This window comes from Pontibacter ruber (assembly GCF_023630205.1).
GTDB lineage: Bacteria > Bacteroidota > Bacteroidia > Cytophagales > Hymenobacteraceae > Pontibacter > Pontibacter ruber.
Map to the genome: position 1 here is coordinate 328,645 of NZ_JALPRR010000003.1, position 15,863 is coordinate 344,507.

Annotated in this window: 15 protein-coding genes; 3 read left to right on the plus strand and 12 right to left on the minus strand. The window is 49.7% G+C overall.

What is annotated here, in order from left to right; genetic code table 11:
* Positions 1-123: 123 nt before the first annotated feature.
* Entirely contained in the window at positions 124-3,369 is a 3,246-nt protein-coding gene (locus MJ611_RS13270; RefSeq protein WP_250430300.1) for a PAS domain S-box protein, read from the plus strand.
* Between the two features lie 27 nt (positions 3,370-3,396).
* On the opposite strand, the gene MJ611_RS13275 is transcribed toward MJ611_RS13270, so the two are convergent.
* Complete coding sequence (locus tag MJ611_RS13275; RefSeq protein ID WP_250430301.1) at positions 3,397-3,741, minus strand: STAS domain-containing protein; 345 nt, start codon at positions 3,739-3,741, stop codon at positions 3,397-3,399.
* A 77-nt stretch (positions 3,742-3,818) separates the two neighbouring features.
* Entirely contained in the window at positions 3,819-4,163 is a 345-nt protein-coding gene (locus tag MJ611_RS13280; protein WP_250430302.1) for an STAS domain-containing protein, read from the minus strand.
* 484 nt (positions 4,164-4,647) lie between these two features.
* Here MJ611_RS13280 and MJ611_RS13285 point away from each other — a divergent pair, with 484 nt between their 5' ends.
* Positions 4,648-5,301 carry a response regulator transcription factor gene (locus tag MJ611_RS13285; protein WP_250430303.1) on the plus strand — a complete coding sequence of 218 codons (654 nt, stop codon included), beginning with the start codon at positions 4,648-4,650 and terminating at the stop codon, positions 5,299-5,301.
* Positions 5,302-5,513: 212 nt separating this feature from the next.
* Positions 5,514-6,380 carry a pirin family protein gene (locus MJ611_RS13290; RefSeq protein WP_250430304.1) on the plus strand — a complete coding sequence of 289 codons (867 nt, stop codon included), beginning with the start codon at positions 5,514-5,516 and terminating at the stop codon, positions 6,378-6,380.
* A 5-nt stretch (positions 6,381-6,385) separates the two neighbouring features.
* On the opposite strand, the gene MJ611_RS13295 is transcribed toward MJ611_RS13290, so the two are convergent.
* The 10 genes from MJ611_RS13295 to MJ611_RS13340 all read right to left on the minus strand — a co-directional run bounded on the left by MJ611_RS13295 (position 6,386) and on the right by MJ611_RS13340 (position 15,850).
* Positions 6,386-6,793 (minus strand): hypothetical protein, encoded by a 408-nt coding sequence (locus MJ611_RS13295; RefSeq protein WP_250430305.1) that lies wholly within the window; start codon positions 6,791-6,793, stop codon positions 6,386-6,388.
* Positions 6,794-6,947: 154 nt separating this feature from the next.
* A complete protein-coding gene (locus tag MJ611_RS13300; RefSeq protein ID WP_250430306.1) occupies positions 6,948-8,216 on the minus strand; it encodes an MFS transporter in 1,269 nt (422 codons plus the stop codon).
* Positions 8,217-8,311: 95 nt separating this feature from the next.
* Positions 8,312-8,725, minus strand: a complete 414-nt coding sequence (locus MJ611_RS13305; RefSeq protein WP_250430307.1) for a DUF6691 family protein — start codon at positions 8,723-8,725, stop codon at positions 8,312-8,314.
* A gap of 113 nt (positions 8,726-8,838) precedes the next feature.
* Positions 8,839-9,396 carry a YeeE/YedE family protein gene (locus tag MJ611_RS13310; protein WP_250430308.1) on the minus strand — a complete coding sequence of 186 codons (558 nt, stop codon included), beginning with the start codon at positions 9,394-9,396 and terminating at the stop codon, positions 8,839-8,841.
* 108 nt (positions 9,397-9,504) lie between these two features.
* Positions 9,505-9,831 carry a rhodanese-like domain-containing protein gene (locus MJ611_RS13315; protein ID WP_250430309.1) on the minus strand — a complete coding sequence of 109 codons (327 nt, stop codon included), beginning with the start codon at positions 9,829-9,831 and terminating at the stop codon, positions 9,505-9,507.
* Between the two features lie 206 nt (positions 9,832-10,037).
* Positions 10,038-11,450: an MBL fold metallo-hydrolase gene (locus MJ611_RS13320; RefSeq protein ID WP_250430310.1), complete on the minus strand. Its 1,413-nt coding sequence runs from the start codon at positions 11,448-11,450 to the stop codon at positions 10,038-10,040.
* 136 nt (positions 11,451-11,586) lie between these two features.
* The gene (locus tag MJ611_RS13325) at positions 11,587-12,450 is read right to left on the minus strand and encodes a sulfite exporter TauE/SafE family protein (RefSeq protein ID WP_250430311.1); all 864 of its coding nucleotides are present in this window, start codon (positions 12,448-12,450) and stop codon (positions 11,587-11,589) included.
* Positions 12,451-12,644: 194 nt separating this feature from the next.
* Entirely contained in the window at positions 12,645-13,445 is an 801-nt protein-coding gene (locus MJ611_RS13330) for a sulfite exporter TauE/SafE family protein (RefSeq protein ID WP_250430312.1), read from the minus strand.
* Positions 13,446-13,688: 243 nt separating this feature from the next.
* On the minus strand, positions 13,689-14,339 hold the full coding sequence (locus MJ611_RS13335) for a Crp/Fnr family transcriptional regulator (protein WP_250430313.1): 651 nt from the start codon (positions 14,337-14,339) through the stop codon (positions 13,689-13,691).
* Positions 14,340-14,500: 161 nt separating this feature from the next.
* Positions 14,501-15,850 carry an MBL fold metallo-hydrolase gene (locus MJ611_RS13340; RefSeq protein ID WP_250430314.1) on the minus strand — a complete coding sequence of 450 codons (1,350 nt, stop codon included), beginning with the start codon at positions 15,848-15,850 and terminating at the stop codon, positions 14,501-14,503.
* Positions 15,851-15,863 lie beyond the last annotated feature (13 nt).

Here is a 15,863-nt window from a genome sequence, read left to right on the forward strand (position 1 = left end):
AATGCCGTCCATATTTAGCTACAGGCAGTCTACGTAATTTATACTTACCCTCGCTGTGTTTCACCCAAGGCCTTCCGTATAAGATAATATAAAAGTAATATTTTGTAGTATTTAAAAGTCCTGATGAAAAAAGGAAGTATCTCTGATAACCAAGCGGCAGCATTGCACCCTAATCCCCTCGTTAACTTGAACACCTTGTCTTCTTCGGAAATGCGCACCCTGCTGCTGGAAATGCAAAAGCGCCAGGTTGCACTGGTGGAGCAGTGTGATCAGCTTACGAAAGCTGAGAAGGAGGTACGCGACAAGTATACCCGCATCCTTGACTTCACACCGATCGGGCTTGCCCTACTCGACCAGCATAGTATAGTGCTGGAGGCAAATCCATCTTTCTGCAACCTGCTGCAACTTAACCACGAGCAAGTAGCGGGCAAAAGCTTCAGCGCGCTGGTTGCTGAAGACCAAAAGGAAATCTATGAGACGTTTTGCAGGAAACTGCTGCGCAGCAGGCAGAAACACAGCTGCAACCTGCTGTTGCAGAACGGAGATGGCCACCAGGTGGAGGTACAGCTGCAAGGTAAACGTGAAGTTACAGCCAACGGAGGTATGCAACTGCGACTGGCTGTTTCAGAAGCAGCCTCCAACACCAAAGCAGGACAGGCAGGTATAGCGCAAAAGTTGAAGGCAAGTTTAAAGCGGAGCGAAATGTTATTGCGGGAGACACAGGCAATTGCGCATGTTGGTAGCTTCGAATACGACATGGAACATGATGCGCTGGAGTGGTCGGATGAAATGTACCGGGTGCATGGCCTGGAACCGGGAGAAATACAGCCCTCGCTGATTTACCTGATCAAGCACACCTTTGTAGATGACCAGGTACTGGTACGAGATACCCTTTATCGTGCTTTCCGAAGTAAGATCCCATTTTCTATTACGAGGAGGTTTCTGCGTCCGGACGGTGCCTTGAGCTACATTCACGTTACCGGAAGGTTCTACCAGGCAGGAAGTAATGTAAAGCTGATCGGCACAGCTCAGGACATAACCACTACCAAAAAGATTGAAGCAGAAATAAAGCAGAAGAATGAGGAACTGGTACTTGCCAACCGCAAGCTCCGCAACGAAATAGAAGGGCGCCAGCAGGTAGAGCAGGCACTGATGGAAAGCGAAGAGAAATGGCGTACTCTGGTAGAGAATACCCCCGATGTGATTGCGCGTTTTGACAGCGATCTGCGGCACGTTTTTGTGAACAGTGCAGTAGAGCATGAAACAGGTTTAAAGCCTGAGCTCTGTATTGGTAAAACGCACCAGGAAATGAACATAAATCCGGAGTTTTATGAGCCTTACCTGAATATGATAAAGGAAGTGTTCCGGACAGGGCAACAGACCCAGGCCTATACATTCTTTGATACACGGGCAGGCAGGAAATATTACTACTCTATAACGGTGCCGGAGTTTGGGCCTGAAAGAAAAGTAAAGACTGTATTAAGTATAAGCCGCGATGTAACAGAAGCCAAACAAAAAGAAAACCTGCTCAGCGGAGTGCTTAACAGCTCCATACATGGTATCGCTGCTCTCCGTGCCATTCGGGACGCGCAGCACCGCATCACAGATTTCGAATGGGTTCTTGTAAACAAACCGGCTGAAGCGATCCTGCAGCGCAATGCCAAACAACTGGCAGGCAAAACATTGCTTGATGTTTTGCCGAGCCACAAAGAATCTGGCCTGTTTGACAGCTTTGTGAACACCATCAACACAGGCGAAACGTTTAGTCGCATCATTTACTACGATTACGATCACCTGAAAGCCTGGTACCAGATAGTGGCAGTTAAGCTGGAAGACGGCCTGGTGGTAACCTTTGCCGACATAAACGACCTTAAAATAACAGAGGAGAAGCTGAGGAAGCGGGAAGCTGAGTTGATGGAAGCGCAGGAAGTAGGGCACCTAGGCAGCTGGAGCTATAACCTGAAAAAAAACAAGTTCTCCTGCTCCAAAGAACTGGAGCGTATACTTGGCGTACCCAGAAACAGCATCAACTCGCTGAATAGCTTTATTGAGCATATTCATCCCCAGGACCGCACTCCGATGCAGGATCTGATCTCTAAAGCAATAATCGAGCTGCAGCCATTCGCCCGCGAATACCGCTTTGTAAGACCTGATGGCACCATCCGGTGGATCAGTGGGCGCGGCAAGATCATGAGAGATCAGGCAGGAATTCCGATCCGGCTTGCCAGCTCCGGGCAGGACGTAACCGAACTGAAGCAAGCCGAACGACTGGTCAAACAGCAAAAAGAGCTGAACGAAAGTATAATCGAGCACATCGTAGACGGCATAAGCGCCTTCGATATGGAGGGTACCTATAATTGCTGGAACAGGGCTTTGGGAGACTACACCGGCCTGAAGCGGCAGGATGTTATCGGCAGAAAGATCTTTGACATCTTCCCTTACATACGCAACAACGAGGTAGGGCAGAAATTCCGGGATGTGCTGCAAGGCAAACGGGGAGAGATAAAGAAGGCGCCTTTCCTTGTTCGCAATGGCTTCTACGAGGCCCATTTTGTACCTACCTACGACAGCGACCACCAGCAGACGGGCGGCCTTTGCATCATCCACGACATTACCGAAAGTATAAAACTGAAGGAAGTTTCCATAGCCCAGGAGCTGACAAAGCAGAGGGAGGTATCAAATGCTGTGCTCGAAGCACAGGAAGAAGAGCGGAAGCGTATTGCCGAATTGCTGCACCACGGCCTGGAACAATTACTTTTTGGCATTAAGCTGCACCTGGAACAGCTCGCTACGGTCAAGTCAGAAAAAATAAAGCAGTTGGAAGAGCAGGAGATAAGCAGGCTGGTGCATGCAGCGATCCGGGAGGCAAGAGCCTTGTCTTTTGAGCTGATACCCAGGATACTTGAAGATTTCGGCCTGGAGATCGCCCTGAAGGAACTGTGCAGGAGGTTATCGGGGCCTAGGTTGCAACTGAAACTGAAACGTTATTGTTGCACAAAAGAACTGGAAAGCTCATTCGAGATTGCTGTGTACCGCATCCTGCAGGAACTGGTAAACAACGTGGCCAGGAAGGCGCATGCCACAGAAGGCAGCATAGAAGTACAATGCATCCAGAACCAGATCAGGCTCGAAGTAAGCGATAACAGCATGGGGGTTTGGTCTGATGGGGATGCAGTGTATGAAGGCATTGGTCTGGCAAGTATAGAAAACCGCCTGAAGCTGCTGGATGGTAAAATGACCGTAGATTTCAGTAATGGTACCAGCATCAAAATCACGATACCCTTACGAGGTGATCGGCAGAAAAAGCGTGTGATAAGGAAAAGAAGATTTACCGGTAACCAGGAAAGTATAACCCCGGAGGGAGAGTAAAATAATTGAAAGAAAACAGAAGCCGGACTAACTGACGAGTTGTTTGGCTTCTTCCAGCGAGCCTGCTGTTTTAATGATCCGTTCCAGGCCGAGTATTTCAAACACGTTCTTTATTTTGGGCGTCATCCCGAAAAGTATAAAATCCATACTTTTAAGGCTGCAGGCCTGAAACGCAGCCAGCAATACGCCAAGGCCGGCTGATGAGATGTAGTGCAGCCGGGTACAGTCCAGGAGAAGCGATTTGGTTGTTAGCGCGATTGCTTCTTCCAGTGCCTGGTCTGCGAGGATGCAGGAACTGGCGTCCAATTCCCCTTCAAATTGTAATACTATGCCTTCCTCATGATGGGTGGTACTTACAGCAAATGCTTTCATGTTGGGGTGGTATCTGGTTTTTCATAGTTTGGATGGCTCGGGTACTAATGGCAAAAGTAATTTTACTCTACGTAATACTAATGCTGATGTTTGCCCAGAAGGTAAGCCTCTTTTATAGTTGGAACGATGGTTAACAGGCTCGTTAAGCCGCTGTCTTCCAGCCGGCTCCTGATCGTTGACTCTACATGATAAAGTACCAGGCTGGTGCCACGCTCGTGCAGGGTGCTCAGGTGTGCCAGGATCAGGCGCAGCGCACTCGTGCAGATGCTCCGGAGGCCGGCGCAGTCTACCCAGATACTTTGTTGATGAGCGGCAACTGCCTGCTGAATCGCAGCGTCTAGCAACTGTGTGGCAGTCTGGTCCAGTTCGCCGTCAACAACAATGATAAAGCTCTCGTTTATTTCCTGTGTGTGTACCGACATAAAAGTGTCCCTTGTGTAATCCTTTAACGCGCCTTTTCCTATATATTGTATCAGAGTGCCGGAGCTGCTGGCTTATCAGAGCCCAATACTGGTGCCGGAAAAATAAACTGTGACAGCCTTTACACGTGTGCGTAAATCTCTGTAGAAGTATAAAGCCTGGCCTGGTTAAAGGCCATGGAGCGATGGAGCTTTTATCTCAGAATCAGGTAAAAAGAACAGGCCTGCCGGAAAACTGACATTGCAAGCAGGGCACGAGAGGCAGCCCGTCCGGAAGCTGTATGGGGTATATACGTTAAAAATTAAACTTTGAATAGTTCAAGTTCGTAAATTCTCTAACTCATAAAGTATTTTCCCAAATTTTAACAGTTCCTTAATTTTGACTTACTTTAGGCAGAAACCAGGCAAGCTGCCCGATCAGGCAAGACAGCATTACGATCAATGTAACGTATTCAAACTATCCTGCACTTACCTTTAAGCTATATTTATGATAAACTTAATTATCACTGACGACCATAAAATTATCCGCGACGGTCTCAAATCACTGCTCCGTGGCGAAGAGTCGATCAGAGTGGTGGGAGAGGCATCAAACGGAAACGAACTGATCAGTTTACTGGCTACAACGCCTGCTGATGTAGTGTTGATGGACCTGAACATGCCTGAAAAAGATGGTTATGAAACAACCAAGTACCTGGCCGAGCACTATCCGAAAGTAAAGGTACTGGTGCTTTCTATGCTTGACCACGAAAGCTATGTGAACAGGATCATAAATGCAGGAGCATCCGGATACATTCTGAAAAATGCCGGTAAAGAAGAGCTTCGTTCGGCCATACAACTGGTAGCTGCCGGCACGCCTTACATCTGCTCCGAAGTAGCCATGGACCTGCTCAAAAGATCGCATGCACCTGCAAGCACATCTGTGAGCATACCTACCACTTCGGGTACAAAAGACCTGTCGAAAAGAGAAATGGAGGTGCTAGCCCTTATCGCGGAAGGGTATACCAATGCCGAGATAGCAGACAAGCTTTTTACAAGTAAGCGCACCGTAGAGACGCACCGACAAAACCTGCTCGAAAAAACAAATTCCAAGAACACGGCCACGCTCATAAAGTATGCGCTGCAGCGCGGGCTGATAAACTAATAAAATTAAAGGTGGCTGATTGTACCTGTTTGCGCAGATTGCGGACAGGTTTTTTCTGCGGCTATACTTTCCGCCCCGGAAGGAAATTAACAGGAGAGTATGCGGGAGCAATGGATGGCCACTTGTGCTAATCTCCTTGTTGCTTCTGCATTGCCGGAACACCTGAAGCCGCATCTCATCGTTTACCTGAACTGAAAGCTGACCAAACGCTGATGAAAAACAGAACTGTAGAACGCCTGCTGTATGCCGAAGAAATAGACATGGGAGGTATGCCGGTACGGCAGGCTTTCCCGACGCAGAACGTGGAGCAGATCGATCCTTTTCTGCTGCTGCATCATGCACACATCCGCTTTCCGGAAGGGGTGGTGCCCGGCAGGTCGGGTGTAGATCCCCATCCGCACCGCGGGTTTTCGCCGGTTACCTTCGTGTACAAAGGAGGTGTGCACCACCGCGACTCACGGGGCAACGACAGTGTGGTGTATGCCGGCGGCACGCAGTGGACAAAAGCCGGCATGGGCCTGATCCACAGCGAGCGTCCTCCGCACGACATCGAAGCCCTTGGTGGCGAACAGGAGTTTATTCAGCTATGGGTAAACCTGCCCAAAGCAAACAAAATGGACCAGCCGGCCTATTTCCCGCTGCATGCCCAGAATACTCCCTTGCTGGAGGCGGAAAACGGAGGCGTCAGAATACAGGTAGTGGCCGGGGAGTTTAACGGTATCAAAGGGCCAATCCGAACGCCCAGCCCGGTACTGGCACTGCGGCTTGAGCTGAAAGCAGGTACGAGCTACAGTTTTCCGCTGCCGGAAAGCTACAATGCCTTTTTATACTTGCTGGACGGCCGGCTGCGCGTAGAAGGTTTTGGGATGGTGGAAGGCCTGCAACTGGTGTTGTTCAAGCAAGACGGCGAAGGGTGCACTTTGACTGCGCTGGAAGACACGCGTGCACTGCTGATGGCCGGAGAGCCACTTAAAGAGCCCGTGGTATCGCACGGCCCTTATGTGATGAACACACAGACAGAGATCATGCAGGCCATGCGCGACTACCAGATGGGGAAAATGGGTATCCTGATAGAATAGCAGCTTTATCCTTCGTACAGCTGCAGCCAGGCCTTTGCCGCCTCCACGGAGGTAAATTGCGCCACGTCTATATCCAGGGGGTTTTCTTCTGCCGCTTTCTGAGCCATATCCTCAAACGACATGTAGTGGAAAATATCGGCAGTACCGATCCGGGCAATTTTGCGGAGGTTAAGACCATTTAGTTGCGGTATGCACTCCTGCTGTACCCAGTGCTGGTCAGCCATCCGGATGCCCTGCAGGTGGCGGGCATCGATCAGCCAGAAAGTAGGGTTGCATTCAACCAGCAGCCGGAAGCTCATGGATACGCCGGCTCTGTACTCTTCGCTGCTCACGCTCCGGAACCACTCCGAATGAATGAGGCTTTCCTCTTTAAGGAAATTGATTTTAATGTACTCGTTTTCAATAGCTTGCATGTGATACGCAATTTGGGTAGATCTGGAACAGTGCTGCAAGTAGGTAAATTTTGAGGAAAGTTGCAGGAATTATTTATAAAACCGCACAAAAACTATAAAAGTATACTTGTGTAGAGTTGGATACTCACCAGCACAGGAGGAGAGAAAGCAGTAGTTAAATGGGTGTGCTTAAGACTTTTGTAGTGCATTCCGGGCTGTGCCACAGCAGCTTTCTGGTGCAGCACATGCGTACTTCCGATAACACCCCGGCACCAATGGTAAGTATGGCCGTTCCGATAAGTACTGCTCCAAGTCCGAACAGGTCGCTGAACACACCGGCAGCCAGTGCGCCGGCTACATAGCCAAAGTCGCGCCAGAACCGGAAGATGCCCAGGCTCTGCGGCCGCTGTTTCGGGTGCGTGTTTTCCGCCACCACCGCCAGAAAGTTAGGATACACCAAAGCGGTGCCCGCCCCAAGTATAACCAGCGCTGCAACCAGCACTACATATACATCTGCCATCAGAAGCAGGGCAATACCTACGCCCTGTACCATCATGCCCAGGCTGAGCAGTTGCTTTTTGCAAAATACATCGCCCAGTTTGCCTGTAACCAGTTGCCCTAGCCCCCAGACCGCCGGGTAAATGCCGACCAGCAGCCCCGTTTCTGCCAGCGTATAGCCTTTAGAAGCGAGCAGTACCGGCAGCAGCCCCCACAAAATGCCATCGTTCAGGTTGTTGACAAACCCGTTCAGGGTAACAGAGCCCAGGTTTGCGTGGCGCCAGGTGGTATCTTTCCAGATGTTGCGGAGCAGGGGAATAGCGGTTTGTGCAGTTTCGGTCTGCACGTGCGCATGCGTGTCGCGCACTAAAAATAGGGTCAGGAGCAGACCGGCAATAGAAAAGCCGATACCCGGTATAAAAGTATAAGTAATATCACTGGAAACAGAAGCAATATAGCCCGCCAGAAATGCCACAAGCCCTACGGCCAGGTAACCGGCAAACTCGTTGATGCCCATGGCAAGGCCACGGTTCTTTTCGCCTACCAGGTCGATCTTCATCACCACCGTAGCCGACCAGGCCAATCCCTGGTTCAGACCAAGCAGCAGGTTCGCAAAGATCACCCACCACCAGCTGTTGGCGTATAGCAGCAGCCAGGGCACCGGCAAGGCAAACAGCCAGCCGATCAGCAGCAGTTGCTTGCGGGTAAAGCGCAGGGTAAGCCGGCCCATCAGCATGTTCGCGATGGATTTGGCAAGGCCAAAGGCAACTATAAACGAAAGAAGCGCGGTATGCCCGTTGATGCCAAAAACGGTTTCGGCAAATTGCGGGATTACGGAGCGCTCCAGGCCTACCATCGCACCGACAAAGCCGTTCACGAGTACCAGCAGCCAGAACTGTCCGGCGTTCTCCCTGAGTCCTAGTTTCGTATCCACTGTTTGTGCCATGATGCGAGTTATACTTATACTTTGAAAGTATGAAAGCCACAGCTTCACGCAAATGGCCTTCAACACTTAATCAACTTTTAGCCAAAGTCTTTCACTTAATGAGGGAGTTTGTCTTTCAGAACGCCATACATGTAGGTGCCTGCCAGACCCCCAAAAATGGCCACGAGAATGGCCCAGTAGCTGAACCCCAAGTTCACGAACATCGGGCCAGGGCACGCGCCGGTCAGAGCCCAGCCTAAACCAAAGATGATACCTCCGATCAGGTAGCGCGGAACAGACATCTCTTTCGGCATGAACACGATCGGGTTGCCCTGGTAGTCACGAAGTTTATACTTCTTGATCAGGAAAGTGGCAATGGTACCCAGCACCACGGCCGTACCGATGATGCCATACATGTGGAACGACTGGAAGCGGAACATCTCCTGGATACGGAACCAGGAAATAGCTTCCGATTTACTCATCACGATGCCGAACAAAATGCCGGCTATTATAAATTTTAATCCTTTCACGGCGAATTAATTAATAGTTACTAATGATTAATGAATATAGAATGATTTATGACTAATGAAGAGCAGATTATCTGCACACTGCTTATTAATCATTATTCATTGCTCACTACTCATTAAAATATCAGCGGGAGCAGCACGAAAGTTGTGAACAAACCACCGATGAAGAAGCCGATCACAGCGATCATCGAAGGCAGTTGCAGGTTAGACAAACCACTTATGGCATGGCCCGAAGTACAACCACCGGCGTAACGGGCTCCGAAACCAATGGCAAAACCTCCCAGCAACAGGATCAGGAATCCTTTCACGGTAAACAGGGCTTCCAGGCTGAAGATCTCTTCCGGCTGTATGCCGTTAGGGGCCGATATGCCCAGTTCGCTCAGGTCCTGAATCGTGGCCTGCGAGATCTGTACCGCCTCGCCGTTAGACAGGAACTCTGCCGAAATAAAGCCGCCCAATATGGCGCCTACCAGGAACAGCAGGTTCCAGGTTTGGGCGCGCCAGTTAAAATCAAAGAACTTAACGTGCTTGCCCGCACCGCAGGCAGAGCAGATGGTGCGCAGGTTGGATGAGAAGCCGAACGACTTACCAAAAAACAGCAGCACTACCATTACAAAGGCGATCACAGCGCCCGACGTGTACCATGGCCATGGTTGCCTTAATAGCTCTAACATATCTTCTATACTTTTATACTTGTGCTTATACTTTGTTTATACTTATACTTTAAATGAGCAGGGAAAGGGCAGGTCGCAGGCCCTTTCCTTTAGCTGCTCAAGTTTCTATTACCTGGGCCAGGCACCAATTCCGCCGGCCAGGTTGTATGCTTTAAAGCCCTGGGCTGTCAGCAGGTCGCAGGCAGAGCCGCTTCGGTTGCCGCTGCGGCAGAATACGAAATACTCCTTGTCCTTATCCATCGTTTTAAGCGCCGACTGAAGCTGGCCTGTGGTTACATCCAGGTTACGGGCTCCTTTGATCGTACCGGAAGCAAACTCGCCGGCAGTTCTTACATCCAGCAGCTCTGCTTTAGGTGCATTCTGGTATTTTGTTTTAAAGGTAGTTCCGTCAAGGTCTTCGTAGTTCTTGGGAGCGGATTTAAATATATTGAACATGGCTTTCAGGGTTAAAGGTGTTGATTTGTTATTCTATGATACAAAGATCGGCATAGTAGTAAGCGACTTCAGTGACTTAGGTCACGCAATGATTTTTTCTTAGAAAATTTAGTGATTGCCTGCCTTTATTCTTTGCCATAAAAAAGAACCGGGGTAAGCTTTTGCAAACCCCGGCCAACACTAAACATCTAAACTAAACCCACATCTTACTTTAATGTAGAAGGGCAAACGTAGTTCGTTCTTGGTACATTGGTGTCTGCTATTGCTTTAAAGCCACCTTCTACGTTCACCACGTTGTCGAAGCCTCTGGCCTTCAGGATAGAAGCTGCGATCATAGAGCGGTAGCCACCCGCGCAGTGCAGGTACATTTCCTCTTCTTTCGGCAGCTCAGCCAGGTGCTCGTTCAGGTAATCGAGTGGTGCAGGCTGTGCTTTCTCCACGTGTTCGGCCTGGTACTCGCCTGGTTTGCGCACATCCACTACTTTCAGGTTGTTGTCCTGCTCGTAGCGCTTGGCAAACTCTTCCGCAGAGATAGACTTGATGGTGTCTGTTTCCTTACCGGCTTCTTTCCAGGCAGCTAAACCGCCTTTCAGGTAACCCAGGGCGTGGTCGTAGCCTACGCGTGCCAGTCGGGTCACTACTTCCTCTTCGCGGCCTTCGTCGGCAATAAACAGGATCGGCTGCTGCACATCCGGGATCAGGGCACCTACCCAAGGGGCAAAGTTACCGTCGATACCAATGTTGATGGAGTTCGGGATAAAACCTTTAGCAAACTCTTCCGGCTTGCGGGTATCCAGTACCAGGGCGCCGGTCTCGTTGGCAGCTGCCTCAAAAGCTTCCGGCGAAAGCGCCTGCTGGCCTTGGGTAAGCACCTCCTCGATATTGGCATAGCCTTCCCTGTTCATCTTCACGTTCATTGGGAAGTATCCCGGAGGAGGAAGCAAGCCTTCTGTTACTTCTTTCACAAACTCCTCTTTGCTCATATCGGCGCGCAAAGCATAGTTGGTTTTCTTCTGATTGCCCAGCAGGTCGGTCGTTTCCTTGCTCATGTTCTTACCGCATGCAGAGCCGGCACCGTGCGCAGGATAAACGATCACGTCATCTGCCAGCGGCATGATCTTGTTTCGCAGCGACTCAAACAGGTGGCCTGCCAGTTGCTCTTCTGTCAAATCAGATTTTACCGCCAGGTCAGGACGGCCCACGTCACCGATAAACAAGGTATCGCCGGAGAAGATGCCGTAGTCTTTGCCGTTCTCATCTTTGAGCAGGTACGTGGTCGACTCCATGGTATGGCCCGGTGTATGAAGCACTTTGATGGTAACGTTACCAAGCTTTAATTCTTCCCCATCCGTGGCGATGTGCGCCGCAAACGTAGGCTGAGCATTTGGTCCGAACACGATCTCCGCTCCGGTCGCTTTTGCCAGGTCCACGTGACCTGAAACGAAGTCGGCGTGGAAGTGCGTTTCCAGCACATACTTTATTTTAGCACCGTCTTTTTCAGCTTTCTCCAGGTATGGCTTTATCTCGCGTAGGGGGTCAATAATGGCGGCTTCGCCGTTGCTCTCGATGTAGTAAGCGCCCTGTGCCAGGCAACCGGTATAAATCTGTTCTACTTTCATGGGTATTGGGTTTGGGTTTTATGTGATGCAGGTTGTCCGCTACCGGAGCAACCTTATACTTTCATGTTTCTTAATCTGACACTACAAATATCAGAAGATAATCTGGCCTTGTCAGTGACTTAGGTCACGTTTTGGGTTAGGCGAAAAATAATTCTTTGATTATGATGTAGATACCCATCACGAGCACGAACCAGCCGAAAGAAGTTTTCAGTTTATCTGCATGGATCTTGGTTGACAGGAACGTGCCGATGAAGATACCCGCAATGGAGATGGTGGAAAAGATGGCCAGGAACATCCAGTTGATGTCGTAGTTGAAGATGTCGCCGATGAAGCCGAACAAGGATTTTACTGCAATGATGAGCAGGGAAGTGCCTACGGCCATTTTCATGTCGAGCTTGCTGAAAAGCACCAGTGCCGGAATGATCAGAAAGCCGCCTCCGGCACCCACCAGGCCGGTAAGCGTACCTACCACCAGGCCTTCGGCCAGTATGCCGCCGTAGTTGAATTTTGGTTTCGGGTGTTTCTCGGTAGGGTCTGTGTGCTCCACGTCCACTTCCGTGTCGATGTTTTCATCTACCGGGTCTACAGGCTCGGCAGGTACTTCCTTTTTCTTCTTGATCATGGAGATGGAGGCAAACACCATCAGGCCGGCAAACAGCAGCATAAGCAGCACGCCTTTGGTCACCACGAAATCACCTACTGTAAATATGTTTTCGGGAATGGCCGGTACCAGGTAACGACGCGTGAGGTACACGGCTACAATAGAAGGCAGACCGAACACAACAGCTGTCTTCAGGCTTACGAGTCCTTTTTTATAAAACTTATAGCTGCCTACCAGGCTGGTAAGACCCACAATAAAAAGCGAATAGGCTGTGGAGATCACAGGACTCAGGCCAATGAGGTAAACCAGCACAGGCACTGTCAATATTGAGCCACCGCCACCGATCAAGCCAAGCGAGAGGCCGATGAGCATGGCAGCAATGTATCCGAGTATTTCCATATCCTTTGGTTTTAAATAATGAACACTACAAAAATAGGTCAGACTACGAATCAGCACAGTAACTCTTGTCACAGAGCAGGTTTTGCTGGTAAAAATATTATGTATGACAGGGCGTATGTAAGATAAAGCAGGCTTGCGACAAGAGGGTGCATTCTTCTAACAATTGGGCTGCAAAGCAGCAGTGGGGGCCTTTATTAAGAAAGGAAAATCTCTCTGCTTAATATGTACAGGCCCATGGCAAGTATAAACCAGCCAAAACCTTTCTTTAATTTATTGCCATCTATTTTAGAAGATAAGGCTGTTCCGATGTAAATGCCCGCCACCGAAAGCGCAGAGAAAGTTACCAGGAATATCCAGTCGATATTATATTGGAAAATATCCCCCACAAACCCGATAAGCGAATTTGTCGCGATAATGAAAAGCGAAGTACCTACAGCTAACTTCATATCAAGGCCGGTGAAAAGTACGAGTGCCGGTATGATCAGGAAACCGCCACCAGCGCCAACCAAGCCGGAAACCAGGCCAACCAGGGTGCCTTGTACCATCACGGCAACGTATTGAATGCCTTGTTCCGTATCATCCTCAATTTCGGATTTGATTTTTGGTTTGCGGATCATGCTGAAAGAAGCCATCACCATAAGTATGGCAAACAATACCATAAGCAGTATGTCTTTTGTGATCTCAAAGCCACCAATGTTGAGAATGTGTGCGGGTATAGCTGGTACTAAAAATGTACGGGTAAGAAAAACCGTGGTGAGGGAAGGAGCACCGAAAATGAGTGCTGTTTTAAAGCTTACCAGTTGTTTTCGGTAAAATTTGAAGCTGCCCACAAGGCTTGTTGTACCAACTATAAACAAGGAGTAGGAAGTAGACATTACCGGGCTTAAACGCATCAGGTAAACAAGTATAGGCACTGTAAGTATTGAGCCTCCGCTTCCTGTTAATCCTAAAGAAAGTCCGATGAGTAAAGCAGCAATGTATCCGAGTATTTCCATTTGTTTTTTGATTCAATTAAAGCTACAAAAGTACAGCAGACTCTGCGCAAGTTCAGTGACTCCTGTCACAGAGAGGTTACTGTAGTTAGAGAGTTGGGGAGTTAGAGAGTTTGGCGGTATGAGACAGAAATTCTGATACACTAATATTGATCCGGTATGCTGCAAGTTTAGCAGAGCAACTTATGGCGTGGGAAGTATAAATTCGGTTAAAAATAAGAGTCAGAAAACCGGCGCAGCAAACTCCTAAACTCCTACGCTTAGGTCGTGCGCTTCGATGTAGTTGCGGTGCAGGGTGATGGCGCCGGTTTGCTCGAGTTTTTTCAGCAGCCTGGAGATCACTTCCCGGGAGCTGTTGAGTTCATCGGCGATCTGCTGGTGGGAGAGGCGGATCTGGTTGCCGCTTACTTTAACATGGCGCCTGAGGTAAAAAAGCAGGCGCTCGTCCAGCCCTTTGAAAGCAATGCTATCCAGGGTCTGCAGCAGTTCTTCGAAGCGTTGACGGTAGGAGGCGATCACGAAGTTGTGCCAGCTTTTATACTTGCCCAGCCACATTTCCGACAGGTGCGAAGGCACGAGTAAAACCTCTGACGGTACAACGGCTTTGGCCATGATCTGGCTTTTCTCGTTGCGGGCCGTGCACATCATCGAAAGGGCGCAGGCGTTGCCCGGCTCCAGGTAGTACATCAGAAACTCATTGCCTTCATCATCCTCGCGGTATACTTTCAGCAGTCCGCTGAGCAGCAGGATCGTGGATTTGATGTATTGCCCGGTGCGCATCACTTCTTCGCCTTCCTCAATTTCCTTCAGGGTGCTTTGCTTTAAGAGCTCATCCAGCAGCGGCTGCTCAAGTTGCGGAAATTGTTTTGTTATGATGTCTTTGGTTAGAACTTCCATAGTATAAAGGATCGGTGTGTAAAGAGTATGAAATAGGTGCGTGGTACAGTTGTAGTTGTTTATCTGGCCCTCTAAGTAAGGCTATTTAAATATACGTAATTAAATAAAAAACCAGTGCGGGTACTGGTTGCACCCGCACTGGCTGTTACTAAAGTCTATACTTATTTCTGCCCGTTCTTGAAGTCGTTTACAGCTTCGCTCAGGTCCAGCACCTTAGCATCTGGTAAGGCTGCCTCCACAATGCTGCTTCCGGCCGCAGAGCGGTAGCCGCCTGCGCAGTGTACCACAACCGGCTTGTCAGCAGGGATCTCTTTGGCACGTTCGCGCAGCTCCGGCAGCGGAATGTTGATGGCCTTGTCGAAGAACTTACCACCTTTTACTTCCGAAGCGTTCCGGATATCCACGATGGTGTAGTCGTCTTGGTGCTGGCGGAATGCTTCCATATCGATAACCGGTGAAGTGAATTCTGCTTTTTCGTCGAGGACGAAGGCTCCCTTAATCAGCAGCTCATACCCGATCTTGGCTGCTTTGCTGATCAGCTCGTTTAGCTGCTCGTCGCTTTCTGCGATCAGGTAATAACGCTCGTTCGGACCAACGATGCTTCCCAGCCAGGTCTCGAATTTGCCCCCGTTCTGGATGTTGATGGCACCTTTGTAGTGGCCTTTCTTAAACGTTTTTTCGCTCCGTGCATCTACCACCAGCGCACCTGCTTCGGGCTTGTAGTTCTTTTCCATACGGGCAACGCCTTCTATACTTGTTTTATAAGCTGGCGCACCCTGCTTGTTCAGACCCACATCATAGCCAAAGTATTTCGGTATGAAGGGCTGGTCTTCGGTCAGTACCTTTACAAACTGGTCTTCGCTCATTTGCTGCAGGGCGTAGTTGCTCATTTTTTCAGCGCCGATGGTGCTGCTGTTGGCTTCGCTCAGGCCTTTGCCGCAAAGCGTACCGGCACCGTGAGCAGGGTATACCAGCACATCATCGTCCAGCTGCATTAGCTTTTCGCGGGTGCTGTGGTACATCTGGCGGGCCAGCTCTTCGCGCTTGGCCGTAATGTTGCCGGCACTTTCGCGCAGGTCCGGGCGGCCTACATCACCAATAAACAGGGTGTCGCCGGTAAACACGGCTTTGTCTTTGCCTTCATGCTCCAGCACAATGCTGATGCCGTCGGGGGAGTGGCCGGGCGTGTGCAGCGATTTAAGCTTCACTTCACCAAGCTCCAGCACAGCCCCCTCGTCAAAGGCTTTGTGCGGGTAATCAGCTCCTACCAGACTATGGGCATAAATGGTAGCGCCGGTTTTTTCGTGTATTTCCAGGTGCGAACTCACAAAGTCGGCGTGCGGGTGTGTTTCTATCACTCCAACAATCTTTGCATTATTCGATTCGGCATAATCATAGTATGGCTGCGGGTTACGGGCAGGGTCTACAAGTACTACTTCACGGGTTTGCTCGCTTAATACAGCGTATGAGTAATGTGCTAATCCTTTGTCTTCAAACTGTTTAATTTTCATCAGTTTTCTTTTT

Excerpts from the sequence above, each read along its gene's own strand:
- MJ611_RS13295 (WP_250430305.1), bottom strand. The coding sequence starts at position 6,793 with ATGCAAGCTATTGAAAACGAGTACATTAAAATCAATTTCCTTAAAGAG.
- MJ611_RS13275 (WP_250430301.1), bottom strand. The coding sequence starts at position 3,741 with ATGAAAGCATTTGCTGTAAGTACCACCCATCATGAGGAAGGCATAGTA.
- MJ611_RS13300 (WP_250430306.1), bottom strand. The coding sequence starts at position 8,216 with ATGGCACAAACAGTGGATACGAAACTAGGACTCAGGGAGAACGCCGGA.
- MJ611_RS13335 (WP_250430313.1), bottom strand. The coding sequence starts at position 14,339 with ATGGAAGTTCTAACCAAAGACATCATAACAAAACAATTTCCGCAACTT.
- MJ611_RS13320 (WP_250430310.1), bottom strand. The coding sequence starts at position 11,450 with ATGAAAGTAGAACAGATTTATACCGGTTGCCTGGCACAGGGCGCTTAC.
- MJ611_RS13310 (WP_250430308.1), bottom strand. The coding sequence starts at position 9,396 with ATGTTAGAGCTATTAAGGCAACCATGGCCATGGTACACGTCGGGCGCT.
- MJ611_RS13270 (WP_250430300.1), top strand. The coding sequence starts at position 124 with ATGAAAAAAGGAAGTATCTCTGATAACCAAGCGGCAGCATTGCACCCT.
- MJ611_RS13315 (WP_250430309.1), bottom strand. The coding sequence starts at position 9,831 with ATGTTCAATATATTTAAATCCGCTCCCAAGAACTACGAAGACCTTGAC.
- MJ611_RS13280 (WP_250430302.1), bottom strand. The coding sequence starts at position 4,163 with ATGTCGGTACACACACAGGAAATAAACGAGAGCTTTATCATTGTTGTT.
- MJ611_RS13340 (WP_250430314.1), bottom strand. The coding sequence starts at position 15,850 with ATGAAAATTAAACAGTTTGAAGACAAAGGATTAGCACATTACTCATAC.
- MJ611_RS13285 (WP_250430303.1), top strand. The coding sequence starts at position 4,648 with ATGATAAACTTAATTATCACTGACGACCATAAAATTATCCGCGACGGT.
- MJ611_RS13290 (WP_250430304.1), top strand. The coding sequence starts at position 5,514 with ATGAAAAACAGAACTGTAGAACGCCTGCTGTATGCCGAAGAAATAGAC.
- MJ611_RS13325 (WP_250430311.1), bottom strand. The coding sequence starts at position 12,450 with ATGGAAATACTCGGATACATTGCTGCCATGCTCATCGGCCTCTCGCTT.
- MJ611_RS13330 (WP_250430312.1), bottom strand. The coding sequence starts at position 13,445 with ATGGAAATACTCGGATACATTGCTGCTTTACTCATCGGACTTTCTTTA.